18 protein-coding genes are annotated in these 23,117 nt (G+C 51.5%); 16 read left to right on the top strand and 2 right to left on the bottom strand.

Annotation, left to right across the window (positions count from 1 at the left end):
- The first annotated feature begins 343 nt into the window (after positions 1 to 343).
- The 15 genes from J2Y43_RS28960 to J2Y43_RS29025 all read left to right on the top strand — a co-directional run bounded on the left by J2Y43_RS28960 (position 344) and on the right by J2Y43_RS29025 (position 19,970).
- Positions 344 to 1,012: an ABC transporter ATP-binding protein gene (locus tag J2Y43_RS28960; RefSeq protein WP_309990839.1), complete on the top strand. Its 669-nt coding sequence runs from the start codon at positions 344 to 346 to the stop codon at positions 1,010 to 1,012.
- Positions 978 to 2,141, top strand: a complete 1,164-nt coding sequence (locus J2Y43_RS28965; RefSeq protein ID WP_309990842.1) for an ABC transporter permease — start codon at positions 978 to 980, stop codon at positions 2,139 to 2,141. The genes J2Y43_RS28960 and J2Y43_RS28965 overlap by 35 nt, the downstream gene beginning before the upstream one ends.
- Before the next feature lies 1 nt (position 2,142).
- Complete coding sequence (locus J2Y43_RS28970; protein ID WP_309990845.1) at positions 2,143 to 2,589, top strand: hypothetical protein; 447 nt, start codon at positions 2,143 to 2,145, stop codon at positions 2,587 to 2,589.
- A 32-nt stretch (positions 2,590 to 2,621) separates the two neighbouring features.
- Complete coding sequence (locus J2Y43_RS28975) at positions 2,622 to 5,180, top strand: zinc-dependent metalloprotease (protein ID WP_309990848.1); 2,559 nt, start codon at positions 2,622 to 2,624, stop codon at positions 5,178 to 5,180.
- Between the two features lie 349 nt (positions 5,181 to 5,529).
- Positions 5,530 to 5,736 carry a hypothetical protein gene (locus tag J2Y43_RS28980; RefSeq protein ID WP_106596393.1) on the top strand — a complete coding sequence of 69 codons (207 nt, stop codon included), beginning with the start codon at positions 5,530 to 5,532 and terminating at the stop codon, positions 5,734 to 5,736.
- A 381-nt stretch (positions 5,737 to 6,117) separates the two neighbouring features.
- Complete coding sequence (locus J2Y43_RS28985) at positions 6,118 to 7,431, top strand: HAMP domain-containing sensor histidine kinase (RefSeq protein WP_309990851.1); 1,314 nt, start codon at positions 6,118 to 6,120, stop codon at positions 7,429 to 7,431.
- Positions 7,432 to 7,514: 83 nt separating this feature from the next.
- Positions 7,515 to 8,165 carry a response regulator transcription factor gene (locus J2Y43_RS28990; protein WP_309990854.1) on the top strand — a complete coding sequence of 217 codons (651 nt, stop codon included), beginning with the start codon at positions 7,515 to 7,517 and terminating at the stop codon, positions 8,163 to 8,165.
- Positions 8,166 to 8,738: 573 nt separating this feature from the next.
- Positions 8,739 to 11,708: a DUF2723 domain-containing protein gene (locus tag J2Y43_RS28995; protein WP_309990857.1), complete on the top strand. Its 2,970-nt coding sequence runs from the start codon at positions 8,739 to 8,741 to the stop codon at positions 11,706 to 11,708.
- A gap of 176 nt (positions 11,709 to 11,884) precedes the next feature.
- The gene (locus tag J2Y43_RS29000) at positions 11,885 to 13,813 is read left to right on the top strand and encodes a CotH kinase family protein (RefSeq protein WP_309990859.1); all 1,929 of its coding nucleotides are present in this window, start codon (positions 11,885 to 11,887) and stop codon (positions 13,811 to 13,813) included.
- Positions 13,814 to 14,018: 205 nt separating this feature from the next.
- Entirely contained in the window at positions 14,019 to 15,284 is a 1,266-nt protein-coding gene (locus tag J2Y43_RS29005) for an ankyrin repeat domain-containing protein (RefSeq protein ID WP_309990862.1), read from the top strand.
- A gap of 195 nt (positions 15,285 to 15,479) precedes the next feature.
- The gene (locus tag J2Y43_RS29010) at positions 15,480 to 17,165 is read left to right on the top strand and encodes a zinc-dependent metalloprotease family protein (RefSeq protein ID WP_309990865.1); all 1,686 of its coding nucleotides are present in this window, start codon (positions 15,480 to 15,482) and stop codon (positions 17,163 to 17,165) included.
- Positions 17,166 to 17,182: 17 nt separating this feature from the next.
- Positions 17,183 to 17,347 carry a hypothetical protein gene (locus J2Y43_RS33665; RefSeq protein ID WP_409014509.1) on the top strand — a complete coding sequence of 55 codons (165 nt, stop codon included), beginning with the start codon at positions 17,183 to 17,185 and terminating at the stop codon, positions 17,345 to 17,347.
- Positions 17,348 to 17,412: 65 nt separating this feature from the next.
- Positions 17,413 to 17,757: a hypothetical protein gene (locus J2Y43_RS29015; protein ID WP_309990869.1), complete on the top strand. Its 345-nt coding sequence runs from the start codon at positions 17,413 to 17,415 to the stop codon at positions 17,755 to 17,757.
- Between the two features lie 320 nt (positions 17,758 to 18,077).
- Positions 18,078 to 18,677, top strand: coding sequence for a hypothetical protein (locus J2Y43_RS29020; RefSeq protein ID WP_309990872.1), 600 nt, complete (start codon positions 18,078 to 18,080; stop codon positions 18,675 to 18,677).
- A 381-nt stretch (positions 18,678 to 19,058) separates the two neighbouring features.
- Positions 19,059 to 19,970, top strand: coding sequence for a hypothetical protein (locus J2Y43_RS29025; RefSeq protein WP_309990874.1), 912 nt, complete (start codon positions 19,059 to 19,061; stop codon positions 19,968 to 19,970).
- Here the strand turns inward: J2Y43_RS29025 and J2Y43_RS29030 are convergent.
- Entirely contained in the window at positions 19,945 to 20,355 is a 411-nt protein-coding gene (locus J2Y43_RS29030; RefSeq protein WP_223405019.1) for a helix-turn-helix domain-containing protein, read from the bottom strand. The two genes, J2Y43_RS29025 and J2Y43_RS29030, sit on opposite strands and share 26 nt — an antisense overlap.
- A 99-nt stretch (positions 20,356 to 20,454) precedes the next feature.
- On the opposite strand from J2Y43_RS29030, the gene J2Y43_RS29035 reads away from it, so the two are divergent.
- Positions 20,455 to 20,826, top strand: a complete 372-nt coding sequence (locus tag J2Y43_RS29035; protein WP_309990879.1) for a DoxX family protein — start codon at positions 20,455 to 20,457, stop codon at positions 20,824 to 20,826.
- Between the two features lie 2 nt (positions 20,827 to 20,828).
- Here J2Y43_RS29035 and J2Y43_RS29040 read toward each other — a convergent pair whose 3' ends face one another.
- Positions 20,829 to 23,006: a PQQ-binding-like beta-propeller repeat protein gene (locus J2Y43_RS29040; protein WP_309990882.1), complete on the bottom strand. Its 2,178-nt coding sequence runs from the start codon at positions 23,004 to 23,006 to the stop codon at positions 20,829 to 20,831.
- Positions 23,007 to 23,117: the final 111 nt, after the last annotated feature.

The following is a 23,117-nucleotide window of genomic DNA, read 5'->3' on the forward strand; positions in this document are numbered from 1 at the left end:
GGAGCCCGCCTTTTGGTTTGCAGCATTGATTTCTATAAACAAAAAGCTCCTACGAAGCAAAGATTGATGTTTCTTCCGACCGCCTGCAAATCGCCCGGAGCAACGTCGCCCGACCAATCTTTACAATGTCTGACCAATCCTGACCATACCTGACAAAACCCGACCAATCTTGACAATGCCTGACCACACCTGACCAATCCTGACAATGCCCGACCAATCTTGACAATGCCTGACCACACCTGACCAATCCTGACAATGTCTGACCAATCCAGACAATACCTGACAACACCTGACCAATCTTGACTACACCTGACTAACCTTGACCACACCTGACCAAACTCCCATGCTGCAAACATCCGATTTAACCAAAACCTTCACCAACGGCACGACACTGCACTTTCCCGACTGGACCGTGACAGCGGGTGAGCAATGGCTGTTATTGGGTGAATCGGGCAGCGGTAAAACGACATTGCTGCATATGTTGGGTGGTTTGCTGAAACCTTCCGAAGGCAAGGTAATGGTCAATGCAACAAATGTTTACGCACTTCCCGCACGTGCCCTCGACCGCTTCCGCGGTCAACATATCGGGATCGTTTTCCAGCAGCCCCATTTGATCCGCAGCATGACGGTGGAGGAAAACTTGCTTCTCGCCCAAAGTTTCGCGGGAATAGGGAAGGATATTTTCAGGATCAGGGAGGTGCTGAATGCATTGGAAATGGACCATAAGCGACATGCCTATCCGCAGGAGTTGAGCCAGGGGCAGGCGCAGCGTGTGGGTATTGCGCGGGCGCTCGTGAACCGGCCGGCGTTGTTGCTGGCCGATGAGCCCACAAGCAGCCTGGACAATCGAAATGCCGATGCGGTGATCCGTCTGCTATCGGACCTGGCCACATCGGAGCGCTCCACGCTCATTGTTTGCACCCACGACGACCGGGTTAAGGAGTCTTTTTTCAAGGATTTTATGTTTGAACTTCGCCATGAACACATTTCAAATCAGTTGGAAAAATCTTAAAGCCAACCGGCTGACGCTCGCATTGAACCTGCTGTTGATCGCATTTGGTACGGGCATGCTGGCGATGTTATTGCTGGGAATGAACCAGGCAGGAGAGCGGTTGCGCGATAATGCCCGGGGCGTGGATCTGGTGGTAGGGGCGAAGGGCAGCCCGTTGCAACTGATATTGAGCAGCATTTACTTCATTGATTTTCCGACGGGGAATATCAGCGGGGAAAATGCGCATTCGCTGGCCGCTCATCCGATGGTGAAAAAGGCGGTTCCGCTTGCGCTGGGGGATAACTACGCCGGGTTTCGTATTGTGGGGACCGACACAGGTTATGTAAGCCTGTATGGTCTGGAGCTGGCGGCGGGGCGCTTCTGGACGAAACCATTTGAAATCGTGATCGGGGCAGACGTAGCCCGGGCACAGGGCCTGAAAGCCGGCGACCGCATTTACGGTTCGCACGGGCTGACGTCGGACGAAGACTTGCACGACGACCATCCCTATGTAGTCGCCGGTGTGTTGAAACAGAGAGGGAGTGTTGCGGACAATCTGGTGCTTACAAGCCTCGAAAGCGTCTGGCAGATGCACGGCGCCGATGGGGCGCGCGAAATCACGTCGATGCTGCTGCAGTACCGTTCGAGGATGGCGATGGCGGCATTGCCGGCGACGATCAACCGTTCTACGGCCATGCAGGCGGCTTCTCCGGCAAAGGAGAGTGCACGGTTGTTTGCATTGATCGGCATAGGTGTCGATGCAGTGCGCTGGTTTGCCATTGCATTGATGCTCCTGGCGGGGGTGAGTGTTTTCGTGAGCCTCTACAATTCCCTGCGTGAGCGCGTGTATGACCTCGCGGTCATGCGGGTAATGGGCGCGTCGAGTGGGACAATTTTTGCCATGATCGTGCTGGAAGGAACGTTATTAACCACCCTCGGCTCATTTGCCGGGATATTGCTTGGCCATGGTGCATTGCACGCGATAGGCTATTGGCAGGGCTCGCCGCAAGCACGAATGGACGGCCTCGTGTTTTTGCCGGAAGAGGGCTTGCTGCTTGCTGCGGGCCTGTTCATCGGGTTGGTGGCTGCATTGTTGCCGGCCATTCAAGCCTACCGGACGGATATTTCTGAAACCATGTCGAAAATTTGAAATGATTTTTACAAAAAAATGGCTGCTGTTGATTTTTTTGGTGTCGGGATACGCCGGTATGGCCCAGCCGCCAACGCATATTCCGCTGATGAACGACACCTGGAAGCTCATCGGGCAACGTACCTACAAGAAGAACGCCGATTTCAAGATGGTCCCTGCATTTCCGGCCCGGCTGGAAGCATTGCAGAACAAGGCCGTCGAATTGCCCGGTTATATGATCCCGATCAATGCCGACTTGAACCACAAGGAGTTTATGCTCGCTGTGGTACCGATGGACCAATGCCCCTATTGCGGGCAGGGCGATATTCCGTCGATGGTGGAGGTCAAAATGGTGAAGGAAGTCGGCTATACCGACAAGCCGGTGAAGATCAGGGGTAAGCTGATGCTGAACAAGACGGGCGATTACCGGTCGGAAGTATTCCTGCTGCAAGCGGAGCAGGTGAAATAGTATTTAAATCATTCATCCATAACCCGAATCCTATGAAGTTGAGATTCTATGCATTGGCTGTCTTACTGGCAGCCGGTACCCTCAGTTTTGCGCAAAATCAGGGCGGAGCAGGCGGTCAGCGGACGGCCCCCCTTGCGACGGCCGCCGCCACGAGCATTGCTTCCGCCACGCAGGGTATGAAGAAGTACGAAGGCTTTTTCAATTTTTATTATGATGAAAAAACAGGGAAGGTGCTGCTCGAAGTGGATAAGCTCGACAAGGAGTTCCTCTATTTCGCCTCGCTTTCGGAAGGGGTAGGCAATGGCGGCCCGGAACGCGGGCAGGCCTCTTCTGCATTGGCCAAATTCATCAAAGTAGGGCCGAAGGTGCTGCTCGTGGAGCCGGTAACGAACTACCGTGCCATTACGCAGAATGCCGACGAGCAAAAGGCGGTAGATAATGCATTTGCCAAATCGGTGATATGGGGTTTTGCGCCGGTGGCGGTGGAAGGCGAAAAGGTGCTCGTAGACCTTACGCCGTTCATTATCCGCGACAGCCAGAACATCGCCGCGCGCCTGGGTGTGCGCCGCGTGAGCGGGCCTGTGAGCGTGGCGCAGCCGAGTGGCGGAGGCGGTACCTACCGGCTCGACGAATCCCGCTCGGTAGTATACCTCGAGAACACTAAAAATTTTCCCAAAAACACCGAATTCGAAGCGATGGTGACGTTCACCGGCGGTTCACCCAATGTGAACCGGTTTGGTGGCGGTGGCAGCAGTCTCGCGCCGGATCCTGGCGCGGTGACGATCAACATGCACCAGTCGTTTGTGGAGTTGCCCGATGGCAACTACAAGCCCCGGCGTTTCGATCCGCGCTCTGCATTCGGGATGTTCAGCTACATGGATTTCTCTGCGCCTATGACCGAGCCGATCGTAAAGCGGTTTATCCGCAGGCACCGTTTGGAGAAGAAAAAACCTGGTAATGCACCCAGCGAGGCAGTCGAGCCGATCGTGTATTACATCGATCGCGGTGCGCCGGAGCCCGTGAAAACCGCTTTGATCGAGGGCGGGGCTTACTGGAACGAGGCATTCGAGGCGGCGGGTTTCAAAAATGCATTTCAGGTGAAAGAATTGCCGGCAGGTGCCGATCCGATGGATATCCGGTATAATGTGGTAAACTGGATCAACCGGACCGGTGCGCCGCGCGGGTTTTCTTCCGGCGCCTCGTATATCGACCCCCGGACGGGTGAAATCATCAAAGGCGTGGTGACGCTCGGCTCCGACCGCCACCGTCAGGATTACCTCATCGCTGAGGGCCTGTTGCAGCCTTACGAGGCTGGCAAGAAAACGACCAATGCCATGCAGGAGCTCGCCCTGGCGCGGGTAAGGCAGCTTTCGGCCCACGAAATAGGGCATACACTCGGTTTCAACCATAACTTTGCCGCCAGCCCGAAAGACCGCGGCTCGGTGATGGATTACCCGTTCCCGAGATTTTCCCTGAAAGCGGACGGCACGGTCGATATCTCTGACGCTTATGCGAAAGGCATTGGTGCCTGGGACAAGCGCGCGGTGATGTGGGGCTATACCGAGTTCCCGAAAGGTGCCGACGAAGAGGCCGGGCTTGAAAAAATCATGCAGGAAACCCTGAAACAGGGCTTTTTGTACATCCCCGACATTGGCGGTAATGCACACCCGACGTCGCACCAATGGGACGATGGCGCCAACCCGATCGACCAGATGACGAATATCATGAAGGTCCGCAGAAAGGTGCTCGACAACTTCTCCGAAAAAGCCATTCAAAAAGGGGAGCCGATGGCGACCATAGAAGAAGTGCTCGTGCCGATCTATCTCCTGCACCGCTACCAGGTAGAAGCGGTGGCAAAATCGGTAGGCGGGCTGTATTTTACCCATGCCGTGAAAAACGACGGCCAGGTAACGACGCGGATGGTAGAGCCTAAGGAGCAATGGCGTGCGTTGGAATCGCTGCTGGGGACGATCACCCCGGACGCCCTGGCATTGCCGGAGGCGCTGATCGGAAAAATCCCGCCGCGCCCGAGCGGCTACCCTGCCAGCCTTGAAACTTTCACCGGCCACACCGGCCCGACGTTCGACCCCATTGCAGCTGCCGAAACCGCCGCCGGTACGACACTCTCGTACCTGCTCAATCCCGAGCGCGCCGCGCGCCTGATCGAGTACAATGCACGCGACGCGAAGCAGCCCGGACTGATGCCGGTGATCGACAGGCTCCTGGAGAAAACCTGGAAATCGTCCCCGCTGGATGGCTACAAGGGCGAACTGCAAACACTGGTCAATAACCTGTCGCTGAAATACCTGCTCATGCTCGCTGCGGATTCCAAAGCACCTGAAAACGTGCGTGGCGAGGCATTGCTGAAAGTGGGGGAGCTGAGCGACTGGCTGAAAGGGCAGCTCGCTGCCGCCGCGCCCAAGCAGAAAGCGAATATGCTGTTCGCATTGGCGCAGATCGACGAGTTTGGCAAGAATCCGATCAAGTTCGAACCCGGCTCGGTGCTGGAAATGCCTCCCGGCGCACCCATTATGGGCCATATGGACTTCATGGAGTGCTCGCAGACGCATTCCGGTGATGTTTTAGAGTAAAACTGACTACCCTTATGACCCTTCGTTGACGGCCTACAAACCGCTCTCCGGAGGGTCAGTTTTGGATGCTTGAACTCAGCTACAAGCCGGTGCCGTAAATGCTATAAGTTTTCGGTAGCGTGCCTTGGGTAGTGCTTTGTAGTAAAAATTTAGTGGCCACTGAAGGGATTTGATAGCCCCATTTCGTCCCCCCATCGAGGGGTCGTTACACCCTAGAATTCAGCGTTCTCACCCCAAAACCGAGGATAGAATAGTGGGAAAGGACTATGTTTGCACAGTGATACGAAAATCACGCACTTGATTGAGTATCAGAATAGTTCTTTATTTGTAAAAACACAAAAATCCTCTCATGAAGACGCAAAGCAAATATTTGGAAGAGATCAACAGGCTTCTGGCTGATTATCTTCTCGAAATCGAAAAATCAGATTTGAAGCCTCTGTCAGCCCAGGTCTATCAGGTACAATCTAAAAACTTTGTAAGATGGATTAACGGGGAGTTTACACCAGGTGAAGTGAAGAAATCAAAGAAACAAACGCAGGACAAACCGGGTAAGTAAAACCAGGCACACACCACTCAAAAGTCGTTATTTACTACGTTCCTCTTTTTCATCATCATACAGGCCAGCAGCCAAACGGATTTCCCCATCAAAGCATTGATAAACAAAACACCTTCTCGGTAGAACCGGAAGGTGTAAGTTATACTCAACGTTTATTAACGTACTTCATACGTTCAAGTCCGGGATCTTGCATTCGACTCCACGATCATTCATTTGCAGGATTTTACAAATGTAGCATCAGCCCTAAAAAGCCATTGTAGATTGCCATTGTTTTGCTTGTGGCAATTTCTCTACACCATCTGTTGCGTATTTTAGGTAGATTTGGATCTTATCGCATCGTCCGACCCCGAAGACGAACGGCGGTTTAGAAAACGTGAATACATGATCCGATCGATTCTGGAATGGCCTGTCCGAAAACAGTTAGTAGGTGAAACGAGTATCCTCAACCGGGCGCGCATCAAAGTACTTTCTTACGCACTTAACCTGAAAATTGTCACCACTACGCTGCTGCTGATCTTCTACCAGTTGGAGCATTACCGTTTACAGGCGATACGGGCCGCCATTTTGCTGGGCATCGTGGTGGTTTATTACATCGCCGTGGCGAGTGGGTTTCAATGGCGTAAAGCCGCCCATGCAGCCATGCTCATCTTCATGGTCATCATCTGGACCAACCTGTATTATTTTCAGAAGGGGTTCGATCTGGTGACACTGCAATACCTTGTCGTGGTTACTGTGGCGGCGTTCTACGGCCTGGGCAACCGCTGGGGCGTCATCTATTCCTCTTTGGCAGTGATACCGTTCATTGCGTATGTGCTATTGGGGCATCATTTGGGAGGATACATTTCCTGGGGGCCGCAGGGCTCCGGGCGCATCACCATTGCAATACAGCTGTTTCAGAATTTTACACTGATTGTATTGATTAACTACTTCTTTTTCAGTTCGTTTTATGATACAATCAGCGACCTCGATTCCAAGACAGTCGAGCTGCGGTCGAGCCTTGAATTCCTGGAAGATTCCCGCAGGAAGCTGGAAAGGGAATATACCCATCAGAAGCACCTCATCGCAAGCATTTCCCACGATATCAAAAGCCCGCTGCGCTTCCTGATGACCACCACCGGCCGCCTGGCCCGCAACCACCCCGATCTGTCGACGGTACGGGCGATCAGCCAGTCGAGCTACCGGCTGTATCATTTTATGAAAAACCTGCTGGAATACACCGAGTTCCGGTACAAGAATACCAATGTGCACTTTACGTACCTGGATGTGAATGAAATGGTTGAGCAAAAGTTTGCCATTTTTACGCAGGATGCGGAAGTGAATGCCAACCGATTCGTAAATGCGGTGACGCCCGGGGTGATTATCAAGAACAACGCGCAGCTCGTGAGCATCATCCTGCATAACCTGATCGACAATGCGAACAAAGCAACCAACGGCGGCACTATCAGCGTTACTTACCAGGATTTCAGGGAGGAACTGCACCTGATCGTGAACGATACCGGCCCGGGTATGGAAAGTACGGTGAGCGAATGGATCAACAGCGATGCCAAGCAGCTTCCTGCAAACGAAAACGCTGCCCAGAACTTTGGAATGGGACTATTGATCGTCAAAGAAATCAGTACGCTCATACGCGCCCGCCTGCACGTGAAGCCCAACCAGCCCATCGGGACTTCCGTTCACATTATTTTTTCAAAATAATTTTAGTGTAGTCAATTTTCTACACAAAATTTCATTTATATTAAACTACTTTTAAAACTGATTTGAAGTAAAAGTATTATTGAATGAAAACAGTTTTGCTGGTAGAAGACCATTCCATTGTGCGAATGGGCGTTAAAATGTTGATTGAAGATTTTTTACCCTCGGTAACGGTTATCGAGGCGGCTACTTTTAGTGAAACACTCAAACTTCTACAATCCAGATTCTTCGATCTTGTGATCCTGGACATCAAAATTCCAGGCGGTGAAGCTTTTAATATGATCGGCAAGATCCGCGACATTCAGAGCAAGGTGAAAATCCTGATATTCTCGTCGCAGGATGAAGAACTGTACGCTATTCATTACGTAAAAGCCGGTGCGAACGGCTATTTGCCGAAAGATACCTCCAACGAAGAACTGGAAAAAGCGATCACTTCCGTGCTCTCCGGCGGGACCTACATCAGCAATGTAATCCAGGACCAGCTCGTCAATAACACGCTTCTCGAACGCGAAAGCAAGGAAAGCCCGCTCGAAATTCTCTCGAATCGTGAGCTGGAAATCATGGATATGCTGCTCACCGGCAAATGGACGAAGGATATCGCGATCGACCTCAATATCAAGGAAAGTACGGTGTCGACCTATAAGGCCAGGATCTTCGAAAAACTCGAAGTGACGAACATTCTGGAGCTGTTCAAGAAGGTGGAAATCTATAAACGGCGCAAGACCGGATTCAGCTAAAAAACTGGTGAATTGAAATTGTACTATATGTACGTAGAAGTGCTACTAAATGCCGTCGATATATTAGTAAACTACAATTAAAGTCAGACTACTTACCATTTCATTTTGAATATTTACTTTTACGGATGGAACTGCAACAGGCATGTCGCAGGGCTTAGACCTCTATCATAAAAAGTTGTTATTTAGAATGGAAAGATCGGTAAAACTTTCAAAATCAGCTGAATTGCCGTTTCTGTGTGGTGTTATGATTACCATTACCGCGGGTTCGCTACTCTGGAGCTCTCTTATTTATTGCATATCCCTGCTTTTCTGACGGAGGCGGAACCGACCATGGACCGCAGACCATGGACTATGTTTGTCTTGGATTGAAAGGCCTCTTCTCGGACAGTGCGCATGGTCCATCGTCGGGCCGAAGGCCCTATGCTCAGCGGTCGGCTACCAAGCGTATGTGTTGTTAAATAAAGTTAAAGCCTCATTATCAGCTATTTTTCTTAACTTTTTTTAAGAGCGCCGGTGTGACGCCCGTGTGTCATGTTGAATAGTTTTGGTCCTTCATCCAAAACACCTTCAAACATGATATCCTTAAAGAAATGGAACGACCTGGCGGGGTGGGCCGTACTGGCCGTCAGCCTGATCACCTATGTTCTGACGATGGAGCGAACCGCCAGCTTCTGGGACTGTGGTGAGTTCATCGCGTGTGCATTCAAATTACAGGTGCCGCACCCGCCCGGCGCACCGCTTTTCCTGCTGATCGGACGGCTGTTTGCCCTGTTGGCCCTTGGCGACGTGATGAAAGTGGCCTATTGGATCAACATGGTCTCCGTGCTGAGCAGCGCGTTTACGATCTTTTTTCTATTCAAAACCATCAGTCTGATTGCATGGAAACTGATTGGAAAGAAGCCTGAGGACGGCAGCACAGCGGACGTGGTGCTTGTGACAGGTGCGGCGGCTGTGGGCGCGCTCGCCTATGCGTGGTCGGATTCGTTCTGGTTCTCGGCTGTGGAGGCCGAAGTTTACGGTTTGTCTTCATTTTTTACCGCCATTGTGATCTGGGCCGTGTTTAAATGGGAGTCCATCGACGACCCCGCTACCGGAAACCGCTGGCTGATCCTAACCGCCTATCTGATAGGGCTTTCTATTGGTGTTCATTTGCTGAACCTCGTGACAATACCTGCATTGGCATTGGTATATTATTTCAAAAAATATCCTAAACCCGGCTTTTTGGGCGCTTCGATCGCTTTTCTGTCGGGCCTTTTGATTCTGGATATTATCAATGCCGGCATCATCCCGGGGCTGCCCGAGCTGGCGGGAAAATTCGAGATCTTCTTCGTCAACTCGCTGGGCTTGCCCTACAACACCGGCATTGCATTCTTCACGATCCTCTTCCTGGGTGCGCTGGTTTGGGGAATACGCTTTTCGCACCGCACCCACCGCGCATTGCTGAATACCGGCTTGCTTTCGCTTGCGTTTATCCTCATAGGTTATGCATCCTATTCGCTGGTATTGGTGAGGTCGGGGTACAACACACCCATCAATGAGAACAATCCCAGCGACCTTCTCCGGTTTGTGTATTATCTCAAAAGGGAGCAGTACGAAAGCCGGCCGCTGCTGTACGGGCCTTCCTACGTTTCCAGGCCCGTCAGCCAAAAGCGCGGAGCGCCTGTTTACGCCAAAAAAGATGGTAAATATGTATTGATCGACTATAAGCCGGTGTACGAATATGAGCCGGGCAGCAAAATGCTGCTGCCGAGGATGTATAGTGCTAACCCGGGGCATCCGCAGTTGTACCAGCAAATGACGGGAGTTGCTGAGGGCCAGAAGCCGACGATGCGGCACAACCTCTCTTACCTGTTTTCGCATCAGCTCGGGCATATGTACTGGCGATACTTCCTGTGGAATTTTGTCGGGCGCGAAAGCGACCGGGAGGGAGCGGGCATTCTGATGCCGTGGCAAACCAGCCATTCGTTTCCGAAAAGCATCGGGGAGAATCGCGGGCATAACAATTTCCTTATGATGCCGTTTTTGCTGGGCGTTGCGGGCATTATATATATGTACTATCACCGGCGGAAAGATCTGCTGGTGCTGAGTTTTCTGTTCATTCTTACGGGGGTCGCGCTTGTGATCTATCTCAATTCTCCGCCCGCCGAACCGCGCGAGCGCGATTACATTTACGTGGGGTCGTTCTATATTTTCTGCATGTGGATCGGCTTTGGTGTGATGGCAGCGGCGAAGTTTCTGGAAAAGGTTGTTCACAAACCGGCATTGCGTGCCGGAATCGCCGGGTTGGCCTGTTTTTCCGTGCCGGCGATCATGGTGGCGCGGGGCTGGGACAACCACGACCGGGCAGACCGGTACCATTCCGTGGATTTTGCCCGTAACCTGCTCAATTCCTGCGCACCGAACGCGATCCTGTTCACAGGGGGCGATAACGACACCTTTCCATTGTGGTATGTGCAGGAAGTGGAGGGCTTCCGGACCGACGTGCGCGTGTGCGTGCAGACGTTCCTGGGGGCAGACTGGTATATCGAACAGTTGAAACGGAAGATCAACCAGTCGGATGCGCTACCGCTCTCACTGGATTCGGGGAATTACCAGCTGGGCAAAAACGAATACCTGCCGTTTTACGAGATTCCTTCCGTGAAAGGGGGCATTAACCTGAAAGAATATCTTGACCTGATCCGCCAGGACAACAAAGCGATCCAGGTACCGCTTACCAGCGGCGATATGACCTCGATCTTGCCGTCTGCGACGCTGTTCCTGCCGGTTGATACAAAAGAGGTTAAGAAAATGAATATCGTCAAAAGCGACCTAACGCCCTATCTGAGCGATTCTATGAGCTGGAAAATCGGCGAAACCGACTTGCTCAAAGGCGACCTGGTGATGCTAGACATCATTTCGAGCAACAACTGGAAACGGCCGGTGTATTTCTCGTCGACAATGGGTTCGTCGCACAATCTTGGTTTGCAGGAATACCTTCAACTCGAGGGCTATGCCTACCGCCTGCTGCCGGTGCGCGTTCCGGGCGCGTCGGACGGCTACGTCAACTCCGATATCATGTACGACAACATGATGAACAAAATGCAATGGCGGGAAACGAACAACCCCGAAGTGTACTACGACGACGCCTACCGCGGCGCGCCGGTGATCACAGCCAGGCTTTCGTTCCTCCGGCTCGCGCAGCAGCTCATTGCCGAAAACAGGATCGACAAGGCCCGCAAGGTAGTCGACAAGGCCATGTCTGTCATGCCCGACGACACCATTCCGTACGATCAGATTTCCGCAGGATTTGTCGGGGCATTGTTTGATGTGGGCGAGAATGAAAAAGCGCTGGATTCTGCACGTGTGATGGCCATTCGTTCGGATGAAAACCTCTCATGGATCAAAGCGAAAGACAATGGTCGCAGCCGTGATGTGAATACCGATCTTTTTATCCTGCAAAGTATCGTCCGCGAATGTCGTAGGGCGAAGCAGGACAAGGAAGCCGACCGCTTCGAAGCGATTTTCAAGAAACATCTGCTGGCCTTTAATGTATACGGCGGATGACATTGTTTGGGCAAGGCTTGTTATTTGGAATAACCGCTTAGTAGAAACTTTACTGCCTCAATGTGAAGCGATTATTAACTTTTTATATTTATATATTAATAAATTATTAAGTTAATCAACGTTCGTTTATGGCCTCAATTCTACACTCGCTCCGGATTCGTTGCACCGGCTGTTTAATGCTGATACTTTACGGTGTCACCAGCCTTGCCCAAACCTCTATCACGTCGAACCTGCCCATTGTTGTCATCAATACGAATGGCGCGGTGATCGAGAACGACAACAAGATCACGGCGTCATTTAAGATCACCGCTCCGAATGGCAGCGGAATACATTCATTCGACATGAATTCCGGCTCGAATGTGTTCCAGTTTGAAAGTAACATCGGCATCGAAATCCGCGGGAACACATCCATTTTTTGGGATAAAAAGTCTTACAGTGTCGAAATCAGGGATGTGGGCGGTAGCAGCGTAGATGCTTCACTGCTTGGCATGCCCGCGGAGTCGGATTGGGTGCTGAACGCCTGCTATGGTGATAAGTCGTTTATCCGTGATGTGTTCGCGCATGAAATGTATACACGTACGGGCCGGTACTCACCGCGTACGCGTTATGTGGAGGTATTTAAGAATGAAATCGGTGGAATGTCGTACCACGGGGTGTATATCCTGATGGAGAAGATTAAACGAAATTCAAACCGTATCAACATCAAAAAACTTTCCGAAACGGATACCGATCCGGCGAAAATCACCGGGGGCTACCTGTTGCAGGTGGCGGAAGATGAAGACATGAAATGGACGTCCGGTTTCGCGGGTAATAATGCGCCTGCACAGCCGCACCCTCTTTTTCATGTAGAATATCCCAAACTGCACAACTATACCAACATTGCCAACCGGGATTTGCAGTTCAATTACATTAAAAACCACATTGACAATTTCGAGCAGATACTGGCAGGCCCGAATTATAAAGATGCGACGGCCGGCTACCGCCCTTTGCTCGACGAAGATGCGGCCATCGATTACCTGCTGTTGCAGGAAATCACCAAGAACTCCGACAACTGGCGGGCGAGTACCTTCCTGTACAAGCAACGGGACGACGAGGGCGGCCAAATCGTGATGGGTGCTCCGTGGGATTTCGATAAGTCGATGGGGAACCAGCAGTGGTGCTATGAGCTTTCGGTACTGCCGACCGGCTCGTGGGCCTGGCAGTTTAATATCTACTGCCCGGATCGTCCGCCCATGACCATTTTCTGGCCTGCACGCCTGCTTACGGATTGTTATTTCAAAGGCAAACTGATGGGGCGCTACCAGCAGCTCCGTCAGACTCAGTGGAGCGATGCGTCCATTTCTGCATTCATTGACCAGAAACAGGCAGAATTGACGGCGCAGAATGCCATGCAACGCAATTTCTCGAAGTGGAATATCCTTGAAACGGCGGTGATGTTCAATGAGCATTATACATTGCCCGGCAACACCTACGCGAAGGAGGTTCAATACCTGAAAACCTGGCTGCTCGGTCACTTAGCCTGGATGGATGCGAACATCACCTCCATTTCAACAGAAGATTGCGCGGTACTTCCCGTGACGTTTAAAGAGTTGGAATTGAAGGAGGTGGAGCAATCGGCAGTGCGTGTAGGCTGGTCTACTTCCGAGGAAGTGCGCAACGATTACTTCGAAGTGGAGCGGAGTGCTGACGCGCGCCACTTTAAGGCTTTGGGTAAGGTAAAGGGAAAGGGCGATACGTCCATTGAGCAGCATTACGATTTCCTGGACACCACGCCGCTCCCGGGGACATCCTATTACCGGATCCGCCAGGTGGATACCGACGGTACGGTAAGCTTTTCGTCGATGAAGTCCATCAAGAGAGCGGGAGACGAGGCCGCCATTGTATTTCCTAACCCGGCACGTGAGCGCGTCGTACTGCAAAACATCCGGCCCGGGGCAATTATATTGATCCGCGATAATGCCGGACGAACTGTAAAACGAACCACCGCCACCGGGAAACAAGTGGAAGTGGCGACGAACGCGCTGCCGCTTGGCAGTTATGTGTTAACGGTCACCGGCCCGGACGGGAAGGTTGAAATACAAAAACACCTTACTGTTGACCGGTAGGCAGGCCTCAAAAGGTCGTCGGTGATTCGGAGAATCAGGAAGTGACAAAGACAATGCGGGAAGGCACTGGTCCGTTCAAAAGGCCGGTGCCTTCTCTGATTTCGGACACCCGGAAGAAATGCGGATACGGTCAGTAACCGGATTTTGTATTTTATTCAAAAACGCACTAATTGTCTTATGTTTCAGCTGCTACCAAACCGAACTCATGAACACGACCGATATTCTCCCTCTCACAACCGATCCGGCCCCGGAGTATTACGAAAAACAAGCCGCTGCGCTGGCGGACGCCTGCCGGTCTGTTCATAAGGATTCTGTTAAGTACATTCGAAAATACCATCCCGAACCGGAGCGGCTGACGCAGCTGAATCGCCCGGATACCAATTTTAGCCTCGATGACGCGCGCGTTGTGGTGGCCAGGGAGCATGGTTTTGTAGACTGGCCGGCGTTTCTGACGCACATGGCCGACTTGCAGGAGCCCGGCTCACAGGTTGCGAAATTCGAACAGGCGGTGGATGCCGTCGTGCAGGGCGATTTGCCCGTGTTGCAATCGCTTTTGGAGGAAAATCCGGCCATGGTGCACGAGCGCTCGTCGCGCGGGCACAGGGCAACCCTGCTGCATTACATCGCTGCCAACGGGACAGAGAATTTCAGGCAGGTAACCCCGCAGAATGGGCTCGACGTCGCCGAAACGCTACTCGCAGCCGGCGCCGTACCCGATGCCCTGGCGGATACGTACGACACCAAATGGGGCACGACGCTGGAACTGCTGGTATCGAGTGTGCATCCATACCAAGCCGGCCTGCAAACGGCGCTGGCGGAAAAACTACTCGATTATGGTGCGGCGATCAACGGTGTCCGCGACGATTGCGCGCCGTTGGTAACGGCCATTTATTTCCATTATCCCCAGTCGGCAGCGGTGCTGGTGGAGAGAGGTGCGAGAGTCGATAACGTGGTGACGGCCGCCGCTATGGGAAAAACGGCGCAGCTCGCGGGCTATCTTGGCGACGACGGCAAGCTGAAAGCCGACACGCCGCTGGCGCGCGTGGAATGGCTGAAAATCGCCCCGACGCCGGAGGCCAACCTGGCACTTGCATTTGTATGGGCTGCGATGCTTAACCGGGCAGAAACAGTTCGTTTCCTGCTCGAAAAAGGGGTGAGCCCCGCTTCAAAAGACCATCGCGACTGGACGGCATTGCATTGGGCGGGCTATTTCGGCTACCCCGAAGTGGTGGATCTGCTGCTCGCACGCAAAGCGCCGCTCGAAGCGCGCAATGAATTCGGCGGTACGGTGCTCGATCAGACGCTCTGGGCTACCGCCCACGAGGGCGCTCGCGAACACCATCTCGAAGTGGTCCGGAAACTTGTCGATGCCGGTGCCAAAATCCACACCTGGTGGCTCCTTGCCGATTTGCACCCGCCGTTACAGGAAAGTGTGGCTAAAATTTTGCAGGAGAAAGTGGCACAAAGGTGAAATAACGTTGCTTGGTAATTCATCCCGGTTGCTTGATCATCGGTGACCTATTTCCAATTGATTTGAAAAAAATATCCATTTAATTCGAAGTACCATGGCCGGGTACCCCTGGTCGGGCACCTACCTACTCCGTTCCTGCCGCGGCTTGCCGCGGGCTCTCGTTCAGTTTTTTAAGGAACTTAAACAGGTATGCCTATGGACTTTTTTCGGATTAATGGTAATGTAATGCGTTCCCGCTTTTTTGCGGTTTGCCTGGCCTGCATGGCCATTGCGAGCACTTCATTCATACGCGCCTACGCGCAGGGAGCACGCACAGATCTTCTTTTGCCGGATACACCGGATTACGCAAGCCTTTCTGAAAACGGGAAGCATTTATTTGATGGCCTTACCAACAATGGGCGGTACCACGGTGAAACGATCATCGTGCGGATGCGGCCAATTGCCGAAGTGCTGTCCAATAACCGCATGCAGATCACCATTCCGGGTCGTGCCGAAACGCACGACGTGCACATTAAAACGATCGAGTACTCCGACGACCGTAATTACAAACTCTATGGAACAGTAGGAGAAAGTCTGCTGTCGGTAATACTCACTTCCCGCAATGGGATGAAGGGCGGGATCATCCAGGAGCCCGAGCGGTCGTACGAAATCTGCGACCTGGGCGAAGATGGCCAGCTGTTGATGGGGTATGAGAACGACGCCTGGAAAGAGCGTTTCTGCGCCTCGGGGATTGGCTCGGCGATGCAAAAAATCCAGGCCGAGCCCGACATTGACAAAAGCGGAAGAAAGCCGGGTGACAATGCGAAGATCGAGCCGTGTACGAGCAATATTCGGGTGCTTTTCTTATACGGAAATAATGTGAACCCGATTTCGGCGACTAACCACGCATATAATACCCTGGACATTTTCAATCAGACGGTAACGAATAGCGGGGTGGCAAATACTGCCTACGTACAGCTGGTGGGGGTGGTGCAGACGACTTTTACTCAAAAAGACTATGACATCAAAAAAGACGCTCTTGCTCTTAGTAATACCGCTTCTGTGCAAAATCTGTGCAATCAGAATAAGGCAGACCTTGTACTGTTGTTTTCTTGGGAGGATCACGGTGACGCGGGAGGAGTTCCAGATCCAGAGGTTTACCATCACCCGAATAGTAGCCGAAGTTTCGCAATTGTAGATTTAAACTTTCCCATTGTTCCGGTTGTTGGTGCGCACGAACTAAGCCATCTTTTCGGGTGTAATCACGAGAATGAAATCTTCGGATTGCCGTATGCGCAAGGGTATATATTCTCGGGTGTCAATACATTAGTAGCGAGCGGTACTGCGCCAGGCAGCAAAATCTTTTATTATTCAAATCCGAACAAAATTTTTGCAGGTTCGCCGATGGGCAATGCCACCCATAATAACGCGAAAGTGATGACCGATAAATCGCCGATCGTGAAGGCATTTCGCCCTGAACCAAATGTTTTGAGTGGTTCGATTTACGGGCCGACAAGCGGATATGCGTATCAGGTATACACCTATGAGGCCATCGCCAAATGTGGAAGCCCGCCTTATTCGTACCAGTGGAAGGAATCTTCGGATGGGATAAACTATTCGGGGAACGGTACCGGGGAGTTTTACAATGTTGGGCTGTACCACAACGGCAATCATCTGTTTTACCTGAAATTGAAGATCATATCCGCGGACGGGCAAATGATCGAGTATTGGATGCAGATATGGGTGGATGACGACCCTAATGGTGGATATCGAAAGGGACAGAAGGACGACGATTCACTTCAAATTGAAGGCGGAGAAGCTGTTTTGCAGCCCAATCCGACTTCCGGTCGTGTGAACTCGTTTTCAGTGCTGAAAAGGCTACGGAGGTCGGGTTTGGCCTGATAGACCTTAATGGGCGGGTGTACATTCAAAGGCAGGTTTTTAAGTGTTCCGCCGGGCGAAACGTGGTTGCGTTTGATTTGGCAGGGAAAGGGCTGGCGCCGGGTACGTACATAATAACCGCACGCGGTGGGAATCAGGTTATACGGAAAAAAGTCATTTACCAGCCCGCATTAAAGCCATGAAACGATGTAGCTATTTATTGATATTATTATTCTCCGGCTTGTTGTCCTGTGAAAAACAGCCTTTTATGGATCCATGGATGGTAAAACAGGTATTTTCCGGCGAGGTAAACGGAGTGCCTTTCAAAACCGGGATAACGGTTCCACATGGTGCGTCTGTGAGAACGAATATGTGTGATAAGAATGTGATAGCCATGAGTTTGGTTAGAAAAATCGAGGATGATGAATATGCAATCGTGCATCTGAATTTTTTTCATACCGAACCTGGAAATTATGTGCTAACCGACAGCGCGAATAGCCATCGCGACAGGCTGGTATGCACCTTGGATTCGATCACAACCAGTTTAAGTTTTGATTCATTCCCGGGAGACGATGTGTCGATGGACATTTATCGGCTTCTCGAGGGGCCATGAAACTACTTTAAAGTATTGTACTATGATTCCAAAAAGAATGAGATGCAGGGTCAGTTAGGGGCAAAATTTGTGCGGATCAATAAACGCCAGCATGCGAGAGAGGCAGTAGACACGATTACGTATACGAACGGTAAGTTCATCCTCTCAAATATCCATGTCCAGGAAGTTTTCACCGAGCCGCGGTAGCCTATTTGTTTGAAAGTCAGCAGTCGCCTGTTTTATTTGGGGCGACTGTTAATTCCATTTTTCAAAACATTGTAAATCCAATTCGGCAGCAAGATCTTAAATCGACAGCTGCGCGTAAGTAACCCTATTAAACTATGAAACGATACAGCTATATAGTTATACTATTGCTTTCTGGCCTGCTGTCCTGTGAAAAACAACCACCTGTAAATCCACATATGGTAAATCAGGTGTTTACGGGCGAAGTAAATGGTGTGCCTTTTAAAACCGGCATGACGGTTCAATTTGGCGCGTCTGTAAATCAGGAAATGTGCGTTATGGACGTGGTAGCAGTAAGTCTTATGAGAAAAATTAGTGAAAGAGAGTATCAGAGGGTACATATGAACTATTTTCACACTAAACCCGGTAAGTACACTCTGACCGATAGTGCTGTTAGCCATAGTAAAAATGCAATATGCATTTTGGAGTCAATAAGCACAGGCGCCTATTTTCTAAGCCAGCCCGAAGATGATACGCCTTTGGACTCTTACAGGCTGCTGGAAGGCCCGTGGAATTACTTTAAAGTTTTGTACTACGATCCGGAAAAGAGCGAACTCCAGTGTCAATTTGGAGCGAAGTTTGTAAGGATTAATAAAGTCCAATATGCGGCAGGTGCAATGGATACGATTACGTATACAAATAGCAAATTCATTCTCTCAAATATCTACGTCCAAGAGGTCTTCACCGAGCCCCGGTAGCCTCTAATCAGTACAACAACCGCCGCGCGGGCTTTTCTGCGCGGCGGTTACTTATGTTCTCGAAACATCACAATTCAAATCGTGCTGGCATAACGGCTACGCCTTTAAAAAATCGGTACCAGCCTTTAACTCTTCCGTATAGGGAAAAATAACACAAGCATTACATTTAGTTAATAATCAATTACTTAGTTTGAGGTTACAGGCTTTCGATGGGTTCCATGGTAAGATGTGAAGATAAATTTGAACTATCCTCCTAAAATGAGAACGACGTGCGCGGATCAGTGGGTGTCTTCATCCATAAATGATATATTGCCAGCACTAGTCTCAACGTATCTTAATTTTCTACACATGCTAACATGCTCATTATCATCCATAAGATCGGTGCTTACATGCATAATTATTGCCGGCCCGGTCAGCACTTCCCTCGCTCAGGCGCCGAACGTTCTGAGCACCTATGAACTGGTTCAGGACGGTGTCAATAACAGCTATCAGCCGCCCGTCCCCAAAGGGCCTACTTCGATCCCTCAAACCATGACTTTCTTTTACAATAAAAACGGAAGTACCGATGAGGGGATTTATTTCCAGAAACTGAAATCGGAATTGTCGGTGACGTTCAGCTTCGACGACCAGCCGTATATTAATGTGCCTCAGCATGTAACGGGTATGACGTTTGGTGCGGCTTCCGGTGCCAGCAGCACGCATGTGCGTTCGGTGCCGGTGATCAATACCAACTACTATTATGCCGATACGGCCCGGAAAATCTTCACGTCGCATCCGCAGGGGCCGGTGGGGAAGGGAGTCAATCTGTTTATGAATGCGGGGTTGCAGGTGTTTCTCTCAGCGAAGCCGTTGCTTGCCGCTAATGCGCCCAAGACCGATACGAGCCGCTATTATTATGGGAAGCTGCGATTGCAATTCAATAAACCGGTGGATAATCCGGTGATTTCGTTCATCGGCCTCGGCGCGACTACGAATTTCAGCGACAAGCGACTCGGCTTCGCCACGGAGCTCGAATTGCAAACGCCATCGCTGGCGCTGACGAAGCTTTCGGGCAATGAAGAAATGCAGATTGATATGACAAAAACGAAAATATTGCATTCCAAAACGCCCATAACCGGCAACTGCGATAATGGCGCTGCTTGCGGAAGCGTGCTTATCAAAGGTTCTCAAATCAGCACGCTCGTATTTAACGTCTACCTGCGGCCCGACGGGGGCCCGGGTGCATGGGGAACCGAAAAAGTGAGCAATTCAGGCGATATGTGGCACATTACAGTATCTCTGCCAGAGCAATAGCGTCATTTTCTTCCGCTTTCTCCGAATGCATGATCCGCTGGCGGTGCATTTCTCCCCAATTGATCAGCGACTCGATTACCGGAGATAATGTATCGCTGTATGGTGTCAGCTCGTATTCGATCGAGACGGGGAAGTCAGTGTACACTTTTCGGGTGACGAATCCATTGATTTCCAGCTCTTTCAATTCGTTGGAGAGAACTCTGGCCGAAATGCCGTTTATAGCGCGCTGAATTTCATTGAACCTTTTATGTCCCTCGGCAAGTGCGATGATGATCCGCAATCTCCATTTACCCCCGATGACATACAATGCGTCCCCTGCGGCATTGAGTTTGTTGTAGCATTGTGCCGGGCTGGGTCTTTCTCCGTTGTGATGAGTGAAAGCCATGTTGATTTTTGCTAACCAAAAGGTTATTACTAACCTTTTGTATATTACTATCATTTGTATAGTAAAGGTAGGTAGTTTTGGCAAAAAATCAAAACAGACATGAAAGCAAAGAAAATCGCTACTATCGTCCTGACCGCCCTGGCGTCGGCACTGCCGGTGCTTAGCGGCGTGATGAAACTGAGCCAAAACCCCGAAATTGTTGAGAAGCTCTCGAAAGTCGGGGTAGGGGACTACGTCGTTCCACTGGGCCTGATGGAGATCGGGTTCTCGGCCCTTTTCGTTTACCCAAAAACCATGAAAATCGGGTTCATCCTTCTGACGTGCTATTTCGCCGGCGCCCTCGCCACAGAACTTTCGTACGGCACTGCATTCAACGCCGTCCTCCCGCTCGCACTGATCTGGATCGCCGCTTTTCTCCGCGATCCTTCGATTTTTTTGCCGGGGAAGACGGCGGTGCAGGCAAATGCATGATTTCAAGGCAACCTGAACGCCATTACAGACCCTGACGGATTTTCTTTGGTGCCACCGACGGATAGTGCCACGTACTGCTTGCCGCCGCTCATGTAGGTACAGGCGGTTGCGTTGGCGACGCCCGGGAGGATGGTTTGCCAAACGAGCTTGCCGGTTTTTTTGTCGAGCGCGCGGAACTTGCGGTCCTGGGTGCCGCTGATGAAAACCAGGCCGCCAGCCGTGACGATCGGCCCGGCAGAACCTTCCTGGCCGGTTTCCGGACCGCCGTTTTCCTGGCGTTTTTCGTCGTTACCGAGCGGTATCTGCCATTCGTAGTCGCCCGTGCTGAGGTTGATCGCGTTAAGTGTTCCCCATGGCGGACGCAATGCCGGGTTGCCCTGCGGATCGCGGAAATGGCCGTACGCCGTCAGGTTCAGGTATTTGTCGGCGCCCTTTTGAGTTTGTCCGGTTTCTTGCTTGGTTACTTTGGCGGAATTCTGCGGGCGGTCGTAAAGGAATGCGATGATACCCTTTTCCTTGCCTTTGATCGCGGAGGCAAATGCGGGCATTTTGCCTCCTCCTTTTTTGATTTTGTCGAGCGCGGCCTCGCGCGTCATGCGGTTGCGCAGGCCGATCAGCGATGGGTAGTTCGGTTCGTCGCCGTTTTTGTCTTTGCCGTGGCAGGCCACACAATAGGTCATGTACAATGTCTTTCCCTGGTCGTAAACGGTCTGTTCTTTGGCTTCCTGTTCCAGATCCACTTTTTTCATCGACTGGATTTCAGGAGAGTCATTGGATTTGACGAAAAGTACGGTAGAAGCCGGATCGTAAGCGGCGCCGCCCCATTCAGCCCCGCCGCGGGACCCCGGGAGCATCAATGTTCCTTTGAGGTCGGGTGGGGTAAAGAGGCCTTCGTACCGCATCGAGCGGAATTTTTTCACGATCGAATCATGTCCTGCGTCTGTGTAATGCGTCAGGTCGGCTTCGGTCATCCATTGCCGGGCAAATGGCTTAGGCCTTACAGGAAAAGGCTGAGTTGGCGATGCTACTTCTCCCGGAATGCGGGATGCGGGTACTTTTCGCTCCTCGATCGGGAATAGGGGCTCGCCGGTTTCCCGGTTGAAAACGAATACAAACCCATGTTTGGTAACCTGTGCCACGGCGTCTATCTGTTTTCCGTCGCGGTGGACGGTCACCAGGTTGGGCGGTGCGGGGAGGTCGTAATCCCACAAATCGTGGTGAACGAGCTGGTAATGCCAGATGTACTTGCCCGTTGCGGCGTCGAGGGCTACCACGCTGTTGCCGTACAGGTTATCCCCTTTGCGATCGGCCCCGTAAAAGTCATACGACGGCGATCCCAATGCCAGGAACACGATACCGCGGCGGGTATCGAGACTCATTCCGGCCCAATCGTTCACACCCCCTGCATATTTGTAGGCATCTTTGGGCCACGTTTCGTAGCCGGGCTCGCCGGGCAGCGGGATTGTATGGAATGTCCATTCCAGTTTCCCGGTTCTGCAATTATAAGCACGGATATAGCCGGGTTGTGCGCCGTACAGTTCGGAAACTTCGGCCCCCATTATCAGCAAATCTTTGTAAACAATACCCGGCGAAGTAGGTATCACCGAAATGGTCGCCGGATCATCGCGAAGGCCTACATTCATGCTCACACGGCCATTTTCGCCGAACGTCGCAATGGGTTTGCCCGTACGCGCATCGAGCGCGAAAAGGTTGTCGCCACCGGTGAAGAAGATACGTTTATCTGGTGCACCGGACCGCTCTCCATCTTCCCAATAAGTAACCCCGCGGCTTACCCCTCCGCCCTCTGTGCCATCAAACGGGTCGAACGCCCAGAGTTGCTCGCCGGTTTGCGCGTTAATGGCATAGGCCCAGTGCTTCGCGGATGTGGTGTACATGACGTCGTCGACGATAATCGGGTTGCATTCGCTGCTGCCGGCGCGGCTGCCGTCCTTCATATCGGTGTAGGAATGCGTCCAGGCGGGTTGAAGGCGGTTTACATTAGCAGTGTTGATCTGGTCCAATGCGGAATAACTGGTACTCGCGGCGTCGGCTTTGTAAATGCCCCAGGAGCGGTCGGTTTGCTCCCGGTTCTGATAGGCTACCAGTCCGGCAAATGCGGCGATAGCAGGAAGAATGATCAGGTTCTTCCTGTGTTTTTGGATTTGGCTAATTCCAAACATAAAAAGGTGAAGCAACGCTTCTTCGTGGGATTTAGGATGTATGAGATATCATTGATACTCATGCAGTAAAGGCATTTTACGTTGCATTTTACTTAATGATGGAAGGAAGAA

Origin of the sequence: Dyadobacter sp. BE31 (assembly GCF_031457695.1) — a bacterium.
Classification (GTDB): domain Bacteria; phylum Bacteroidota; class Bacteroidia; order Cytophagales; family Spirosomataceae; genus Dyadobacter.